Annotated in this window: 11 protein-coding genes; 10 read left to right on the forward strand and 1 reads right to left on the reverse strand. The window is 73.5% G+C overall.

Going from position 1 to position 16,231, the window contains the following annotated elements:
• The first annotated feature begins 3 nt into the window (after positions 1-3).
• From AB0C46_RS28695 to AB0C46_RS28740, 10 genes are all read left to right on the forward strand, one after another.
• Positions 4-384, forward strand: a complete 381-nt coding sequence (locus tag AB0C46_RS28695) for a hypothetical protein (RefSeq protein WP_362831332.1) — start codon at positions 4-6, stop codon at positions 382-384.
• Positions 377-1,516 carry a hypothetical protein gene (locus AB0C46_RS28700; RefSeq protein WP_362831333.1) on the forward strand — a complete coding sequence of 380 codons (1,140 nt, stop codon included), beginning with the start codon at positions 377-379 and terminating at the stop codon, positions 1,514-1,516. The genes AB0C46_RS28695 and AB0C46_RS28700 overlap by 8 nt, the downstream gene beginning before the upstream one ends.
• 28 nt (positions 1,517-1,544) lie before the next feature.
• The gene (locus AB0C46_RS28705) at positions 1,545-2,069 is read left to right on the forward strand and encodes a phage baseplate assembly protein V (RefSeq protein ID WP_362831334.1); all 525 of its coding nucleotides are present in this window, start codon (positions 1,545-1,547) and stop codon (positions 2,067-2,069) included.
• A gap of 16 nt (positions 2,070-2,085) precedes the next feature.
• Positions 2,086-2,445 (forward strand): hypothetical protein, encoded by a 360-nt coding sequence (locus tag AB0C46_RS28710; protein ID WP_362831335.1) that lies wholly within the window; start codon positions 2,086-2,088, stop codon positions 2,443-2,445.
• Positions 2,442-2,828 carry a GPW/gp25 family protein gene (locus AB0C46_RS28715; RefSeq protein WP_362831336.1) on the forward strand — a complete coding sequence of 129 codons (387 nt, stop codon included), beginning with the start codon at positions 2,442-2,444 and terminating at the stop codon, positions 2,826-2,828. Before AB0C46_RS28710 ends, AB0C46_RS28715 begins: the two co-directional genes overlap by 4 nt.
• On the forward strand, positions 2,825-6,049 hold the full coding sequence (locus AB0C46_RS28720) for a putative baseplate assembly protein (RefSeq protein ID WP_362831337.1): 3,225 nt from the start codon (positions 2,825-2,827) through the stop codon (positions 6,047-6,049). The genes AB0C46_RS28715 and AB0C46_RS28720 overlap by 4 nt, the downstream gene beginning before the upstream one ends.
• The gene (locus AB0C46_RS28725) at positions 6,046-9,816 is read left to right on the forward strand and encodes a putative baseplate assembly protein (RefSeq protein WP_362831339.1); all 3,771 of its coding nucleotides are present in this window, start codon (positions 6,046-6,048) and stop codon (positions 9,814-9,816) included. The genes AB0C46_RS28720 and AB0C46_RS28725 overlap by 4 nt, the downstream gene beginning before the upstream one ends.
• Positions 9,813-11,990, forward strand: a complete 2,178-nt coding sequence (locus tag AB0C46_RS28730) for a hypothetical protein (protein ID WP_362831341.1) — start codon at positions 9,813-9,815, stop codon at positions 11,988-11,990. Before AB0C46_RS28725 ends, AB0C46_RS28730 begins: the two co-directional genes overlap by 4 nt.
• A 183-nt stretch (positions 11,991-12,173) precedes the next feature.
• Complete coding sequence (locus AB0C46_RS28735) at positions 12,174-13,790, forward strand: DUF6519 domain-containing protein (RefSeq protein ID WP_362831342.1); 1,617 nt, start codon at positions 12,174-12,176, stop codon at positions 13,788-13,790.
• Positions 13,790-14,725, forward strand: a complete 936-nt coding sequence (locus AB0C46_RS28740; RefSeq protein WP_362831343.1) for a peptidoglycan-binding protein — start codon at positions 13,790-13,792, stop codon at positions 14,723-14,725. Before AB0C46_RS28735 ends, AB0C46_RS28740 begins: the two co-directional genes overlap by 1 nt.
• Positions 14,726-14,859: 134 nt before the next feature.
• Here the strand turns inward: AB0C46_RS28740 and AB0C46_RS28745 are convergent, their stop codons facing one another.
• Positions 14,860-16,230 carry a hypothetical protein gene (locus AB0C46_RS28745; protein ID WP_362831344.1) on the reverse strand — a complete coding sequence of 457 codons (1,371 nt, stop codon included), beginning with the start codon at positions 16,228-16,230 and terminating at the stop codon, positions 14,860-14,862.
• Between the last annotated feature and the right edge of the window lies 1 nt (position 16,231).

The following is a 16,231-nucleotide window of genomic DNA, read 5'->3' on the forward strand; positions in this document are numbered from 1 at the left end:
AACGTGATCGAACCGTATGAGCGGGCGTTGGACGAGGTGCCGGGGGCGCATCCGTATGCGCGGAGCAGTCGGTACAGCGAGGTGGAGATCGGGGTGTACCGGGGTCGGGATGGCACCGAAGTCCGCTATGCCAAGCGGAGGTTGCTGCCGAAGATCGAGGAGGCGGCCGAGGAGTCGGCTGCGCACACCGTCAGCAGTGGTGAGCGGGCCGATCAGCTGGGGCAGCGGTATTTCGGGGATTCCGGGCAGTGGTGGCAGATCGCCGATGCCAATCCCACCCTCGATCCACGGGAGTTGACGGACGAGCCCGGGGAGCAGATCGCCATTCCGCTGCCGGGTGGGTTTCCGGGTGGCATGGGTGGGCCGGGTGTGCGGAATGGCTGATGAGCCCGTGGGGCGCGGTCCGATTCATGTCTCGCTGTACATGGGCCAGAAGCTGACCAGGCCGGTTCCGGCCGAGGTGACCGAGGCCCTGCTGTCCGCGCAGATCACGAGTACGGCGGGTGAGCGCAGCGGGTTTCAGCTCGCGTTCGATCTCACCAAGAAGGGCGCCCTCATTGAGCGGTTGCTGCCGGAGGGGTTCTTCGATCCGAAGACGCGGGTGATTCTGGCCGTGTCGGTCAAGGGGACGTCGTTCGTTCTGCTGGACGGCTTGATTGTCCGGCAGGAGGTGGGGGCCAGCAATCAGCCCGGCCGGACGACCCTCACCCTCACGGGAGAGGATCTGACGCTGCTGATGGATCTGGAGGAGCGGGCGGACCGGTATCCGAACCAGGCGCCCTCGCAGCGGGTCGAGCGGATTCTGGCGAAGTATGCGGACTACGGGATCGAGGCGCGGATCATCCGGGAGCAGATTCCGCAGCCGCCGCGGGAGCAATTGCGGGTCGATTGCCAGGTCGGCACCGATCTCCAGTATGTGAACGAGCTGGCCAGGGCCAATGGGTACACCTTTTACCTCGACCCCGGTCCGGTGCCGGGGCGGTCCACCGCGTTCTGGGGGCCCGAGCAGCGGCTGGGACAGCGGCAGCATGCGCTGAACGTGAATATGGACGTGAACTCCACCGTGGACCAGCTGACCTTCGCCTACGACGGGACGGCGCGGGAAGAGCCGCAGGCGAGAGTGCAGGACCCGGTGACGCGGAATGCCCCGCTGCTCGCTCCGCCGGATATCGGGCCGCTGCGGCCGCCGCTCGGACGCCGGGCCTCACCGGCCCTCAAGCGCAGAACGCTGGCCGGGACGGCGAAGAAGGACGAGGCGCTGGCCAGGGCAGAGGCGCTGGGGCGGGCGGCGACATCCGCGGACGCCATTTCCGGGTCGGGTCAATTGGACGTCAATCGGCATGGATATGTGTTGCGGGCCCGGGAGTTGGTGGGGGTGCGCGGCGCCGGGGTGACCTATGACGGCGACTACTACGTGAAGAGCGTGACGACCCAGCTGCGGCCGGGGTCGTACCAGCAGAACTTCACGCTCGCACGCGAGGGGCTGATTGCGCGGAGCAGCACCGTTCGTCCGTAAGTCCCGTCTGCAAGGAGAGAAACCGCTCATGGCTGGTGGACCGAACAACCGCTTTCTCGGCAAGTTCCGTGGCCGGGTGGTGGACAACAACGACCCGATGGGGAGAGGGCGGCTGATCGTCCAGGTCCCGGATGTGCTCGGTGATGAGCCGTCCACGTGGGCGCTGCCGTGTTTCCCGTTCACCGGGCCGGAGGCGGGGCAGGTGGTCGTGCCGTCGGCCGGGGCGGGGGTGTGGGTGGAATTCGAGCAGGGCGATCCCAGCTATCCGATCTGGACGGGGTGTTGGTACGGGCAGCGCGAAGAGCTGCCGGAGGATGCGCGGGTCCAGCCGCCCGAATCCCGGCCCGTGGTCATTCAGACGCCGAAGAAGCACAAGCTGGTGATGTCGGACGTGCCGGCCAACGGGATTCTGCTGGAAGCGCCGGGCGGCGCCTACGTGAAGATCGATGCGACGGGTGTCCATATCAATAACGGGCAGGGCGCGTCGATTTCGCTGGTCGGAGATCAGGTCGACATCAATGAGGGCCGGTTGACCGTGCCCAAGAAGCGCTGAAGGGAACGGGGGACACATGGCGAGCGGGAATCTCGTCCACGGCGGTGCCGTGATCAGCTGCCCGCACGGAGGCCGCGCGTGGTCCGCCGCGGCCGCCGGGGCGGGCGCAGGGGTGCGGATCGACGGCGCACCCGTGGCCACCACCGCGGACCTTTTCACGGTCAGTGGGTGTCCGCACTCCGTCGACGGCCGGCCGCAGCCCTGTACGAGCGTCCGCTGGACGCCGGCCGCGGGCACGGACGCCGTACGGGCCGACGGGGTGCCGGTGCTGCTGGACACCACCGCGGCGATGTGTTTCAGCGCCGGGCTGGTGCCGCAGGGCCCGCCGGTCGTGGCGTCCGTCCAGCAGGGCCATCAGGGGGTGTCCAGCCGATGAAGGCGGTGCGGAAGGTACGTACCGAGGTCGCCTTTCCGTTCCGGATCGACCGGCGGGGGCGCACCGCGCATGCGGATCACGAGGCGCATGTGCGGGATCTGATCGAGCAGTTGCTGTTCACCAGCCCCGGCGAGCGGGTGATGCGGCCCGACTTCGGGTGTGGGCTGCTGGATCTCGTCTTCACCCCGAACAGTCCGGAGCTGGCGTCCGCGGTGGAGCTTTCGGTCCAGGCCTCGCTGCAGCGCTGGCTGGGCGAGCTGATCGAGGTGGAGTCGCTGGATGTGGTGAGCGAGGACCAGGTCGTACGGGTGTATCTGCGCTATGTCGTGCGCTCCACCGCGAGCCGGCGTGACGATGTGTTCGAGGGGCGGGGCGAGGGATGACGGAACAGCGCGGCACGGCGGACGGGTCGGTGTGCTCTGCGGACGGGCGGCGCGGGCGGGTCAGGGCGGCGCGGCTCAACGGGATCGATGCGGTGGAGGTCGCCGATGACGGGGTGACGCTGACCGTCACCTTTCTCGGCAAGGCACCGCACGGGCTGTGCCCGGAGAACGTCCGGATCGACGGCGGGCGGCGGATCACCGGTATCGAGGTGCGGGAGATCTGCGTCGAGCGGGAGGAGGACCCCGAGCTCGACGACCGGCTGCTGGTCGTCCTCGACCGGTCCGGGGACACCTCCCGCTACCGGCTGTCCGTAGTGGAGACGGATGCGTACGGCCGGCCCGGCAGCACCCCGTACGAGGGATTCGACCAGCGGTACTTCAGCGCGGAGTTCTCCTTTCACCCCCACTGCCCCAGCCCCTTCGACTGTGTGGACGAGGAAACCGCGGACTGCCCGGACACCTTCCGGCCCTCCCCGGTCACCGACTACACCGCGCGCGACTACGACACCCTGCGCCGGCTGGTGCTGGACCGGCTCCGGCTGACCACCCCCGACTGGGTGGAGCGCAACCCCGCCGATCTGGGGATGACGCTGGTCGAGCTGCTGGCGTACACCGCGGACCAGATCAGCTACCAGCAGGACGCGGTGGCCACCGAGGCGTATCTCGACACCGCCCGCCGCCGGGTGTCCGTACGGCGCCACGTCCGGCTGATCGACTATCCGATGCACGACGGGTGCAGCGCGCGGGCCTTCGTGTCCGTGGAGGCCACCCGCGAACTCACGCTGCTTCCGGGGAAGTTCCGTTTTGCGGCCGTCGACATCAGGACGTACGGCCCGCGCGACCGGCCGGAGACCGGCACCGTCCTCGACGACCGGGACCTGGCCGTGCTGGACGAGCGCGGTGCGGTGGAGGTCTTCGAGCCGGTCTCCGATACGCCGCTCGTCGTACGGCCCGAGCACCAGGCGATCCGCCTGTGGACCTGGGGCGGGGAGGTGTGCGGACTGCCGAAGGGCGCGACCTCGGCGACGCTGCGGGACGAGTGGACGGACGAGGCGTGCGAGAGCCGTGCGCTCCGGCTGTCCCCCGGTGACCTGCTGCTGTTCGAGGAGGTCAAGGGGCCGCGTACCGGCACCCCCGGCGATCAGGACCCGGCGCACCGGCAGCCGGTCCGGCTGACCTCGGTCACCCCGGCCGTCGACCAGCTCGACCACCAGCCGGTGCTGGAGGTCACCTGGGCGCCGGCGGACGCGCTGACCTTCCCGCTGTGTCTGTCGACGCGCGGCGGCCGCGACTGTGCGCCGGTCGAGGACGTGAGTGTGGCGCGCGGCAATGTCGTGCTGGTCGATCACGGGCGGTCGCTGACCTTCGGGGCCACGGCGGAGGGCACCCCGGAGACCGTGACCGTGCCGCCCGACCCCGCCGTGCCCGGTACCTGCGATCCGCCCGCGTTCGGCTGCGGCGACCGCAAGGACAGCGGCAACGCCCCGGCCCGGCTCATCAACGCCCTCCTGGAGAAGACCAGTTGTCACCGGCGGCTGACCGCCGACGACCTCCGTGAGCTGTGCACGGTCGTCGGTGCGGAGGCGACCGCACGGGCCGGGCTCGGTCTGGAGCAGGCCGGGCAGCGGCAGGTGGGGGCACCTCCCGGCGGCAGCTGGGGGAAGGTCGTCCCCGGCACCGCTCACGCACAGGCCGAGGCGCTGCGTACGCTGCTCGCGCAGTCCGTCTACCCGGGCATCGTGCCGCGGTTCCGGCCCGTGCTGGCGCGCTCCCCCGTCGCCCAGACCGTGCCCTTCCCGCAGCCCGCGCAGGTGGCCGCGGGCCAGGCCGACCGGCTGGCGGGCATCCCGGAGCGGGTGCGGGCACGGCTGGTGGAGCTGTGGCGCAGCGCCCGGGACCACGACGGGCTGTCGGAGGAGGAAGTCGCCGAGCTGACGGTGCTCTTCGGCCTCAAGGTCCTGGAGCGGCTGGAGCTGCGGCGGCATCCCGTACGGGCGCTGCGGGAACTGCTGCACCACGGGGACCGGCTGCTGGCCGCCAAGCTGCGGCGCCTGGAGGTGCTGACCGCACGGGCCCGCGCGGGCACGGTGCTGGACGGGCGGATCGCCTGGGAGATCGCCCACAGCTGGGGCCCGGCCCAAGCAGTGGGGCTGCATCCGGACGAGCCGGTGCTGCACGGCCCGGCCGCCACCCTGCTGCCCGATCCGCGCACCGCGCTCCCCGCCGTACGCATCCAGGACGGTGCGCACATCTGGACCCCGCGCCGCGACCTGCTCGAAAGCGGCCCCCGCGACCGGCACTTCGTGGGCGAGCTGGAGGGTGGAGGTACCTCCCAGAGTGGGGGAGGACAGATCGCCCTGCGGTTCGGTGACGGGCGGTACGGCGCTCGCCCCGTCCCCGGCAGCCGCTGGGAGCTCCGCTACCGGCTGGGCGGCGGTACGGCGGGCAATGTCGGCGCCGAGGCCATCAACCACCTGGTGCTGAGCCGGGATCCGGCGGCTTCGGACGCCGGGGAGCCGCTGCCGGTGGCAGGGGTGCGCAATCCGCTGCCCGCGGCCGGCGGGACCGGGCCGGAGCCGCTGGAGCAGGTGCGGCAGCTCGCCCCGCTCGACCTCCGGCGGACCCGGCTGCGCGCCGTGACCGCGGCGGACTACGCGGAGCTGGCGACCGCGCTCCCCGGCGTCCGGCGGGCGGCCGCCGAGATCCGCTGGACCGGCAGCGTGCAGGAGGCGCATGTCGCCGTCGACGCGGCGCGGACCGGCGAGCCGGGCGCCCCACTGCTGGCGTCCGTCGCCCAGGCGCTGGAGCGCTACCGGCGGATCGGGCACGACCTGGTCGTCGGGCCGGCCCGGCTGGTCCCGCTGGACCTCGCGATCGAGGTCTGTGCCTCCCCGGGACATCAACACGGGCAGATCCTGGCCGAGTTGACGCGGGTGCTCGGCAACCGGCGGCTGTCCGGCGGGCGGCTGGGCTTCTTCCACCCGGACGCGCTGACGTTCGGGGAGCCGGTCCGGCTGAGCCGCCTGACCGCGGTCGCCGCGGCCGTACCAGGCGTCGGGAGCGTACGGGTGACCCGGCTGCAACGGCTGTTCCATCTGGACAACGGAGAACGGGAGGACGGTGTGCTGCGGCTCGGCCCGCTGGAGATCGCCGTGTGCGACAACGACCCGGAGCGGCCGGAGAACGGCCGGCTGGTCATCGAACTCGGAGGTGCCCGATGAGTGCCTCCCACTGCGATTGCGGCTGTGAGGGCGGCAGCGACGAGCGCCGCGCCCCGGACGCCCGCTACAACCCGCCGGGGCGTACGTCCCTGGACTACCGCGTCGGCGACCACGGCTCCTTCCTGGCCGCCATGCTCGACCGGCTGGCCTCGCCCGCCTACCCGGCGCTGCGCGGGCTGACCGTCCGCAGTCCGGACGACCCGGCGATCGGGCTGCTGGACGCCTGGGCGGTGCTGGGTGACGTCCTGACCTTCCACAGCGAGCGGATCGCGGACGAGGGCTATCTGCGGACCGCCCATGAGCACCGGTCGCTGGCCCTGCTGGGGCGGCTGGTCGGGCACCGGCCACGGCCCGGCGTCGCGGCCGACACCCACCTCGCGTACACCCTCGACCGCGATCCGCGGGCCGAGGAGCTGCCGGTGGTCATCCCGCGCGGGTCGCGCAGCCACAGTGTGCCCGGCGCCTCCGGCGAGGAGTCGCAGACCTTCGAGACGGATGAGGACCTGACCGCCCGCTGGGCCTGGAACGAGCTGACGGTCCGCAGGCGCCGCCCGGCCCTGCTCGTCGCCGAGGATCTGGCCCGGCGCGCGGAGGTGTTCGTCTCCGGGACGTCCACTTCCCTGCAGACCGGGGACCAGCTGCTCTTCGACTTCGGCAGCACGCGGCTGCTGCTGCCGGTCGCACGGGTACGCATCGACCGCGACGAGGACGTCACCGCGCTCGGGCTGCCGCAGTCCGCGCCGCCCACCCTCAAGGAGCTGGTCGACGAGCTGCGGCAGTGGATCACCGAGCCGGCGGACGGCGGTGACCCGGACGATCCGGCGGCGGACCACCCCACTCCCGCGACCCCCAACCCGCGGCCCGTCAGCAAGCTGATCGAGACCTTCGACCGCCAGGTGCTGGCCCCGCTGCGCACGGACCTGGACGGGGCGGCCGGCAAGACCCCGGCGGCGTTCGCCGGGCGGCTCGCCGGACCGCAGGAGCGGCTGGCCGAGGCGCAGGTACTGGCCGCGCCGTACGAGGCGGTCGCGGCCTGGTTCGAGCAGTTGGCGGCCGTGGTCGGGGAACTGCGGGAGCGCGCGGTGGACCTGGCGCCCGCCCGGGCCGTGCCGCCGGAGCCGCGGTCCCCCGCGGCGGCCGGCGCCCCCTCCCCGGCGCTGCGGGCGCTCGACGCCGTGCTTCCCGCCCTCCGCACCGGGGTGGTGCGCCCGCCGTCCGGCGCGCGGGGCCCCGGGCGGAGCCCGGCTCCGGGCTCGGATCTGACCGCACGGCTGCTGGCCGCGCTGGATCCGCGGGTCGCCGACGGAATGTACGCGGCGTGGCGGCAGGCGGCGCCGCCCGTGCCGGCCGCGCTGCGGGAGCTGCTGGCGATGCGGGTGACCGCCGCGCCCTTCGGGTCGACCGCGCCGCTCAAGCCCGTCCAGGACGACAAGGGCCGGGTCATCCGGCAGTCCGACTGGCCGCTCACCGGCGGGGTGCTGACCAGCATGCGGGTGGTGTTCGACACGGCCGGCAAGGTGCCGGTGAAGGCGGAGTTCCAGCACATCGAGACCGGCAGTTCGGTGCAGCGCACCGTGAATCTGCCGTCCGATGGGCCCTTCGACTTCGGCCCCGGCCGTATCGAGCTGTCCACCCGCACCGGCCCGGACCACGATCTGAGCTGGCTGGGCCGCCGTCCGACGGACTCGCAGGAGTCCGGGGTCACCGCCCGGCTGCTGTCCGGCCTGCCCGAGCGCACCCTGTCCGTGGCCCGCCCGGACGACGCGGGCCGGATCGCGGTCGCGGTGCACAACGGCCGGACCGAGACCTGGCACCTCACACCGGGCGAGCAGCACCAGATCCGGCACGGCGAGTACGAGGTGACCGTACGCCGCACCCCGGGCAGTGAACCGCCCGCCGTGGAGATCGGCATCGCCACGGTCCCGGAGGCCGCCAACCGCTCGGTGCTGCCGCTGGATTCGGTGCAGGACGGCATCACGGTCGGCAGCTGGGTCGCCATCCGGCGGCCCCGTAAGGGCGCGGACGGGCCGGACGGCATCCCCGGCGACAAGAAGCTGGCGTTCGTCACGACCCGGGTGACCGCGGTCCGTACCGCCGCGTACACCCAGTTCGGCATCACCGGGCGCGGCACCGAACTGACCCTGGCCGACCCCTGGCTGGACGAGCACGATGTGGTGCTCTCCGCGATCCGCGACACGACCGTGCACGCGGGCGGCGAACCGCTGCGCATGGCGGACGAGCCGCTGGGCGAGGAGGTGCACGGCAATGAGCTGGAGCTGGCCGAGCTGTATGACGGTCTGCTGCCCGGCCGGCGCCTCGTCGTCTCCGGCGAACGCACCGACATCCCGGGGGCGGCCGGGCTCCGCGGCACCGAACTCGCCGTGATCGCCGCGGTCGAGCAGCGCCTGGACCCCGAAATTCCGGGCGACCACGTCCATACAGTGCTCACCCTCACCGCGGACCTGGCCCACCGCTACCGCCGGGACACCGTCCGCATCCAGGGCAATGTCGTGCCCGCCACGCACGGCGAGAGCCGGGACGAGCCGGTCGGCAGCGGCGATGCCGCGCGCGCCCACCAGACGTTCGCGCTCTGGCAGTCCCCGCTGACCTGGCTGCCGGACAACAGTCCCCTGGGCGCCGCCCCGCAGTTGGAGGTGCGGGTCGACGGTCTGCTGTGGCACGCGGTGGACAGTCTGGCCGGGCGGGGGCCGCGGGAGCGGGTGTATGTGCGGGGGACGACGGGCGACGGGCGGACGACGGTGACGTTCGGCGACGGGGTGCACGGCGCCCGGCTTCCGAGCGGCCACGACAACGTACGGGCCCGCTACCGGTTCGGTACCGGCCGGGCGGCGAATGTTGCGGCGCACCGGATCACCCAGCCGGTCTCCCGGCCGCTCGGGGTCACCGGGGTGACCAATCCGCAGCCCGCGAGCGGCGGCGCGGATGCGGACGGGCCGGGGCTGACCCGGCGGACCGTTCCGCTGGCCGTCTCCGCGCTGGACCGGCTGGTCTCGCTCGCGGACTACGAGGACTTCGCCCGCTCCCGCGCCGGCATCGGCCGGGCCTCGGCCCGGGAACTCTTCGACGGGCGGCGGAAGGTGCTGCATGTGACGGTCGCGGGGGTGGACGACACCCCGATCGCACCGGACGCGGAGGTGCTGCGGGCGCTGCGGTCCTCGCTGGCCGAGTACGGCGATGCCCGGCTTCCGGTCCGGGTCGATGTCCGCGAGCCGGTACTGCTCCTGCTGCGGGCAAAGGTGAAGGTGGCGCCCGACCACTCCTGGCCGCTGGTCGAACCCCGGCTCCGGCGGGCGCTGTGGGCCCGGCTCGGCCCTGACGGGCGGGAGCTGGGGCAGCCCGCACAGTTGTCGGAGGTGCTGGCGGCGGCCCACTCCGTGCCGGGCGTCGACCATGTGGACGTGGACGCCTTCACCGGCGTACCGGCGTCCGTCACCCCGTCCGAACTCGCCCGGCTGTCGGAGCAGTTCGACGGTCCGCCGCGCTCCTCGGTGCCGGCCCGGCTCGCCACGTTCGACGAGCGGGTCCATGAGGTCACCGCGGACGGCGGAGAGACGCTGACCGCGATCGCCGCCCGCTACGGCATCACCCTGGCCGAACTCCTGCGGCTGAACCCTGACATCGCCGACACCCGGCCGCTGCCGAAGGGCCGCGCGCTGTGCGTCTTCCGCGGCATCCGGCCGGCCCAGCTCGCCCTGTTCCCGCGGCAGGTCGAGGACACCCTGATCCTCACGGAGGTGACCCGATGAGCACCACCAGAGAGCCGGACGGGCTCGCGGAGCTGCTTCCGCAGTGGCACCGGCTGCGCGACGCCGAGAACGGCGAGCCGCTGCGGGCGCTGCTGGCCGTGATCGCCGAGCAGGTGGACCGGGTCCGCGACGGGGTCGCCCAGCAGTACGACGACTGGTTCGTGGAGACCGCCGCCCCATGGGTCCTGCCGTACCTCGGCGACCTGGTGGGCTACCGTCCGCTGCCCGGCTACGAACGGGTCCTGGCGACCGGGCTGCGGGACGGCGGGCTGCCGGACTCCTCCCGGCAGCGGCTGGCCGAGGCGCTGGCGCCGCGCCGCGAAGTGGCGGCGACGGTCGGCAACCGGCGGCGCAAGGGCACCCTGGCCCTGCTGGAGGAGCTGTCGGAGTCGGTCGCGGGCTGGCCGGCGCGGGCGGTGGAGCTCTCCCGGCTGGTCGCCCATCAGCAGCCGGTGAAGCTGTACGGCGGGGCGGGCACCGGGGCCGCCGATGCACGGCGGCGCGGGCGCGGCCGGCTGGTGGACGTACGGGACGGCGCGGCGCTGGACCTGGCGGGCGGGCCGTTCGGGACGGTGGCCCGAACGGTGGACGTGCGACGGGCCGGCTCCCCGCGCAGGCAAGGCGGTTACACCCCGGCCGGGGTCGGGCTGTTCGTGTGGCGGCTGAAGCCGTACCCGGTGACCCGGGCGCCCGCGTACTGCATCGACCGGGCCCGCAATCTCTACACCTTCTCGATCCTGGGCAATGACACCCCGCTGCTGACCCGCCCGGAGCCGGAGCCGTCCGCGGCGCATATCGCGACGCTCGACAATGTGCCGGCCGCGATCCGCCGACGGCAGCTGCACGACCGGCTCGCGGACTACTACGGGCCCGGGAAGAGCCTGGTGATCCGCCGGGACGGACAGGAGGCGCCCGTCCCGCTGTCCGACATCGTCGTCGCCGATCTGAGCGACTGGCGCTACCGGCCGAAGCGCGGGCAGATCGCCGTCGACCCGGAGCTGGGCCGGATGGCGTTCGGTGCGCGCTCGGCGCCGCGGCAGGGCGTATGGGTGGACTACCACTACGGGTTCGGGGACGACCTGGGCGGCGGTGAGTATCCGCGGGAGCGGGCGACCGCGCCGGATGCCGCCGTCTATCAGGTCGGGCCGCACCGGCCCTTCCAGCGGATCATGGACGCCTACGCCGCCTGGCAGCACGACCGGCGGGCCGGGCGCTGCGGCCCGGACGGCATCATCGAGATCACCCACAGCGGCGCCTACCAGGAGCAGCTGGACTTCGATCTGGACCCCGGCGACCGGCTGGAGCTGCGCGCCGCCGAGGGCACCCGGCCCGTCATCCGGCTGCTCGACTGGTACAGCAACCGGCCGGACGCGCTCAACATCCGGGCGCGGGAAGGCGATTACGCGCCGGGTGACCGGCCGCGGATGGTGCTGGACGGGCTGCTGGTCACCGGCCGGGGCCTCCATGTCACCGGCCCGATGGGCTCGCTGGTGCTGCGGCACTGCACCCTGGTGCCGGGCTGGTCGCTGGAGCCGGAGTGCACTCCGCACTCCCCCGAGGAGCCGAGCCTGGTGCTGGACCGGACGACCGCCTGTGTCGAGATCGACCGCTGCATCCTGGGTACCGTCGAGGTGATCGGCGACGAGGTGAGCACCGATCCGCTGGAGGTCCATCTGCGCGACAGCATCCTCGACGCCACCGGCTCCGCCCGCACGGCGCTGTCCGCGCCGGACTGCCGGCATGCGCATGCGGTGCTGTCCGTGCACCGCAGCACGGTCATCGGCGAAGTGCACACGCACGCGGTACGGCTCGCCGAGAACAGCATCTTCACCGGGCAGCTGCGGGTGGCCCGCCGTGGCGTCGGCTGTCTGCGGTTCAGCTACGTCCCGCCGGGGTCGCGCACCCCGCGCCGCCATCGCTGCCAGCCGGACCTGGCGGGCCCCGGGGGCGCCGAGCGGGTACGGCCGCAGCTGCGCGGTGAGCGCTACGGGACGCCGTGGTACGGGCAGTTGGCGGCGGGCGGCCCGGACCCGGTCCGGCGCGGTGCGGAGGACGGCGCGGAGATGGGCGCGTACCACGATCTCTATCAGCCGCAGCGCGAGGACAGCCTGCGGGCCCGGCTGGCGGAGTACACACCGGCGGGGAGCGACGCGGGGATCGTGTTCGTGACGTGAGCCGGCTGTTGTGTGACGTGAGCCCGCTGTCCGTTCGCGAGGCGAACCGCCGACCGTCCCCCCGCGCCCCCGGCGTGCCGGGGGGACCGCCCGCGCCGCACCACCACCGGGGCCTGCCGCGCCGCTCCGGCCATCCGAGCGACTCCGACCTTCCGCACTTCCCGTACGAGGGGGACCCCTTCCATGCACGCTGATCTCTCGCGCCTCACCCACCGGCCGGAGCGCCGCTACTCCGCGGTCGTCGCCCAGCAGGGCCGGGTACAGCTGGACGCCGACGCCAATGAGCAGACCGCGATCCAGCTGTTCCAGGCCCGTACGCTCACCGCCGACCTGATCGGCCCGCACGGCGGGCCGCGCGGCGCCACCGGCTTCCGGATCGAACTGCGCGGCGGCAGCCGTGAGCTGGACGACCTGATCATCGGCGGCGGCCGCTACTACGTGGACGGCATCCTGTGTGACGCGACCCGTCCGCAGCCCGGGGTGCCGGTGCCCGCGCACGGCACGGCCGGCGCCGGCAAGGAGGATCCGGACGGCGGCGACGGCGAGCCGGCCGCACCGCCCGCCACCTGGACGTACTGGGACCAGCCGGACGGCTTCCGGGACCCTGAGCGGCCCGGCGACCGGCTGCCCACCGCCTTCCCGTATCTGGTCTATCTGAAGGTGTGGGAGCGGCTGGTGACCGCTGCGGAGGACCCGGCGCTGCGCGAGGTCGCGCTGGGCTCCGCGATGCCGGACACCGCGGCCCGCGCGAAGGTGGTGTGGCAGGTACTGCCGCTGCCCGCCGCGGAGTTGGGGCTGGAGGCCGACAACCCGACGGTCGACGAGGTCCGCGCCGCGTTCGCGCGCTGGGCGGAGCGGGCGGCCGCCCCCGGCTGCCGTCTCGCGGCCCGCAGTGAACACCCCGGCCAGTCGGACGACGAGCCCTGCCTGGTCGCCCCGGACGCCCGCTACCGGGGTCCGGAGAACCAGCTCTACCGGGTCGAGGTGCACGACGGGGGCAGCGCGAAGGACGCCACCTTCAAATGGTCCAGGGAGAACGGGTCGGTCACCTTCCCCGTCGACGGACTCGACGGCACCTGGGTGGAGTTGGCGACCCTGGGCAGCGACGACAAGCTGGATCTGGACGTCGGCGACCTGGTCGAGTGCGTGGACACCGGGTACACGAGCCGGGGCGAGGCGGAGCCGCTGCTGCGGGTGGAGGAGGTCGATCTGCCGGGCCGCCGGGTGCGGCTCTCGGGCGAACCGGCGCCGGGCGTCGGACGGCGGCCCGAGCTGCATCCGTTCCTGCGCCGCTGGGACCACCACGAAGGCAGCCGGCGGACCACCGGGCGCGGTGCCCGGGACGGCCGGCTCAAGCATGGCGCCCTGCCGGTCGAGGAGGGCGGCTGGCTGCCCCTGGAGGACGGCGTCGAGGTCTGGTTCGCGGCCGGCGGCAGCTACCGCACCGGCGACTTCTGGCTGGTCCCGGCCCGTACGGCCACCGGCGCAGTGGAGTGGCCGACGGACCCGGCGCGCCGGCCGCTGCTGCAGTACCCGTCCGGTATCGCGGTGCACTTCGCACCGCTGGCGTGGATCGCCGGCGAGCAGACCGAACCCGATCTGCGGCTGGCCTTCCGTCCGCTGGCCGCGAGCATTCCGGCCGCGGACGATGCGGCGCTGGCCGCCGAGGAGGCGGCGCGGGCGGCGGAGGCGGGTGACGCGTCGTACGGCTCGCCGTACGACGCGGCGGGCCCGGCGCCGAGCAGGTCGCAGACCACCGCCGCGGCCGAGGCCGCGGTCGACGAGGAAGGAACCGCCTGATGGCCACCCCATTGACCGCGAGCCGGCTGCTCAAGGCGCTGCGCGACGAGGGCCTGGTGGTCCACGAGGTCCGCAGCTGGCGTACGCACAACCGGAACGCGAAGGGCCCCTGGGGCCCGATGCACGGTGTGATGATCCACCACACCGCCACCGAGGGCACCGGCAGCTCGGTGGACCTGTGCTACGACGGACGCTCCGATCTGCCGGGGCCGCTGTGCCATGGCGTGATCGACAAGAAGGGCGAGATCCATCTCGTCGGCAACGGCCGCGCCAACCACGCCGGGCTCGGCGACCGTGACGTCCTGCGGGCGGTGATCAACGAGGACGCGGAGCTGCCGAAGGACAACGCCGCCGACACCGACGGCAACCGCCACTTCTACGGCTTCGAATGCATCAACCTCGGTGACGGCAAGGACCCGTGGCCCGAGGAGCAGCGGGTCGCCATCGAGAAGGTGTCGGCCGCGATCTGCCGGGCGCACGGCTGGAGCGAACGCTCGGTGATCGGCCACAAGGAGTGGCAGCCCGGCAAGGTAGATCCGCGCGGCATCGTGATGGACGACCTGCGGGGCCGGATCAAGAAGCGGCTGGCGAAGGCGGCGGAGGGCCAGCCGGACGCGGACGGTTCGGGGTCGGGTGGCTCGGGTTCGGGTGGCTCGGGGCCGGTGCCGCCGAAACCACAGCATCCGCCGTACGAGCCCTTCCCCGGCCGGGACTTCTTCCGGTCGGGGGCCCGCAGCCCGGTGATCACGGCGATGGGCGAACGGCTGGTGGCCGAGGGCTGCGACCACTACAAGGACGGCCCCGGTCCCGAGTGGACCGAGGCGGACCGCACGTCGTACGCGGCCTGGCAGCACAAGCTCGGCTTCCGCGGCAAGGATGCGGACGGGGTGCCGGGGCGGGTCAGCTGGGAACGGCTGCGAGTACCCAACTCGTAGATAACGGCGGCCTATTGGGCCGCAGATACACCAAGGCCGGGCGGCCCTCCCCCACAGAGGTCCGCCCGGCTGTTCATGGGTGTTCCGGCATCGGCCGCCGCCGCGACCGGGAGCCGGTGTTATCGGCCTGAGACTCAGACGGCCTGGACCGGGAGGACCGGCAGCGCCGGGATGTTGGCGGCGTTGGTCAGGTCGGCCAGGTCAGCGGGCACGGCCGGGACGGCAACGGCGTCGGTCACGTTGGCGGGGACGGCGGGGGCGGACGGGACGGCAACGGCGTCGGTCACGTTCGCCGGGACGGCGGGGACGGACGGGACAGACGGGACGGACGGGACGGCCGGGACAGCCGGAACGGCGGGCACGGCGGGGACGGCCGGCACGGACTTCACCGGGGTCAGGCCCTGCACGCCGGTGACGGCCTGGCCGGCGGTGCCCTGTGCGTCGGTCACGACCACGGTGGCCAGACCCTGCGCGAACGGGGTGGCGTCAGTGGCCGCACCCTGGGCGAACGCCACCGCGTCGGCTGCCTTGCCCTGGGCGAACGGCGCAGCCTTGGCGACCTCGCCCTGCGCGAACGGCACCGCGTCGGTGGCCACACCCTGGGCGAACGGCACCGCGTCGGCCGCGGCACCCTGCACGAACAGCTGCGCCTGGCCGCCGACGACGGTCACGAACGGGGTCGCCTGGCCGGCCGCGTCACCGGCGAGCTGACCGGCACCGCCGACCGCACCCTGGGCGACCGGCACGACCTTGACGACGACCCGGCGGGCGACGGGCGGCAGCACGTCGGCGGCGGTCTGGTCGACGACCGGGCGCGTGGTGGCCAGCGCACCCTGCGCCTGCTTCGTCAGCTGCTCGGGACGGACGCCCGCACCGGCGAGACCGGCCAGCAGGTTGTCGGCCGAGCCGGGGGCCTTGGGCAGCGCGGGAGCCTTGGGCAGCGCCGGGGTGCCGGGCAGGGACGGGACTCCCGCGGTGCCGGGCAGGGACGGGACGCCCGGGGTGGCGGGCAGCTTCGGAACGGCGGGCAGCGTGCCGTCCGTCAGGCGGCCGGCCTGGCCGAGGCCGGCGCCCTTGGCGGCCTTCTTGACGGTCTTGGCGGCCTTCTTGGCCTGCTGCAGGTCGGCGGCCTTCCGCACCTCACCGGTGTCCGGCAGACCGGCACCGTTGGCCTGCTTCTGCACGCCGTCGACCGCACCGGCCACGTCGCCGATCTGCGGCAGCTTGCCGGTGGGCAGGTCCTGGGCGGCCGATACGCCGCCGAGGGCGCCGGTGGCCTTGCCCGCCGCCTCGCCGACCGTCTTCTTGGCGGTCTCGGCGGTCTTCGTGGCGGTGCCGGCCACGTCGCCGGTGGGCAGCTGCTGGGCGGTGTCGGTGACCGTGCCGGTGGCGGGAAGGTCCGAGCCGACGGGCAGCTCGGCGGCGTTGGCGGCAACGGAGCCCAGGGCCCACAGACCGGTGGCGGCGGCGGCAACGACGATGGAACGGCGGATGGTGGAGCGCATG

Source organism: Streptomyces sp. NPDC048637 (genome assembly GCF_040650675.1).
Taxonomy (GTDB): Bacteria; Actinomycetota; Actinomycetes; order Streptomycetales; family Streptomycetaceae; genus Streptomyces.

Bases quoted from the DNA above. Each gene is read 5' to 3' on its own strand.
- AB0C46_RS28715 (WP_362831336.1), top strand. From the start codon at position 2,442: ATGAAGGCGGTGCGGAAGGTACGTACCGAGGTCGCCTTTCCGTTCCGG.
- AB0C46_RS28725 (WP_362831339.1), top strand. From the start codon at position 6,046: ATGAGTGCCTCCCACTGCGATTGCGGCTGTGAGGGCGGCAGCGACGAG.
- AB0C46_RS28700 (WP_362831333.1), top strand. From the start codon at position 377: ATGGCTGATGAGCCCGTGGGGCGCGGTCCGATTCATGTCTCGCTGTAC.
- AB0C46_RS28710 (WP_362831335.1), top strand. From the start codon at position 2,086: ATGGCGAGCGGGAATCTCGTCCACGGCGGTGCCGTGATCAGCTGCCCG.
- AB0C46_RS28740 (WP_362831343.1), top strand. From the start codon at position 13,790: ATGGCCACCCCATTGACCGCGAGCCGGCTGCTCAAGGCGCTGCGCGAC.
- AB0C46_RS28720 (WP_362831337.1), top strand. From the start codon at position 2,825: ATGACGGAACAGCGCGGCACGGCGGACGGGTCGGTGTGCTCTGCGGAC.
- AB0C46_RS28735 (WP_362831342.1), top strand. From the start codon at position 12,174: ATGCACGCTGATCTCTCGCGCCTCACCCACCGGCCGGAGCGCCGCTAC.
- AB0C46_RS28730 (WP_362831341.1), top strand. From the start codon at position 9,813: ATGAGCACCACCAGAGAGCCGGACGGGCTCGCGGAGCTGCTTCCGCAG.
- AB0C46_RS28745 (WP_362831344.1), bottom strand. From the start codon at position 16,230: ATGCGCTCCACCATCCGCCGTTCCATCGTCGTTGCCGCCGCCGCCACC.
- AB0C46_RS28705 (WP_362831334.1), top strand. From the start codon at position 1,545: ATGGCTGGTGGACCGAACAACCGCTTTCTCGGCAAGTTCCGTGGCCGG.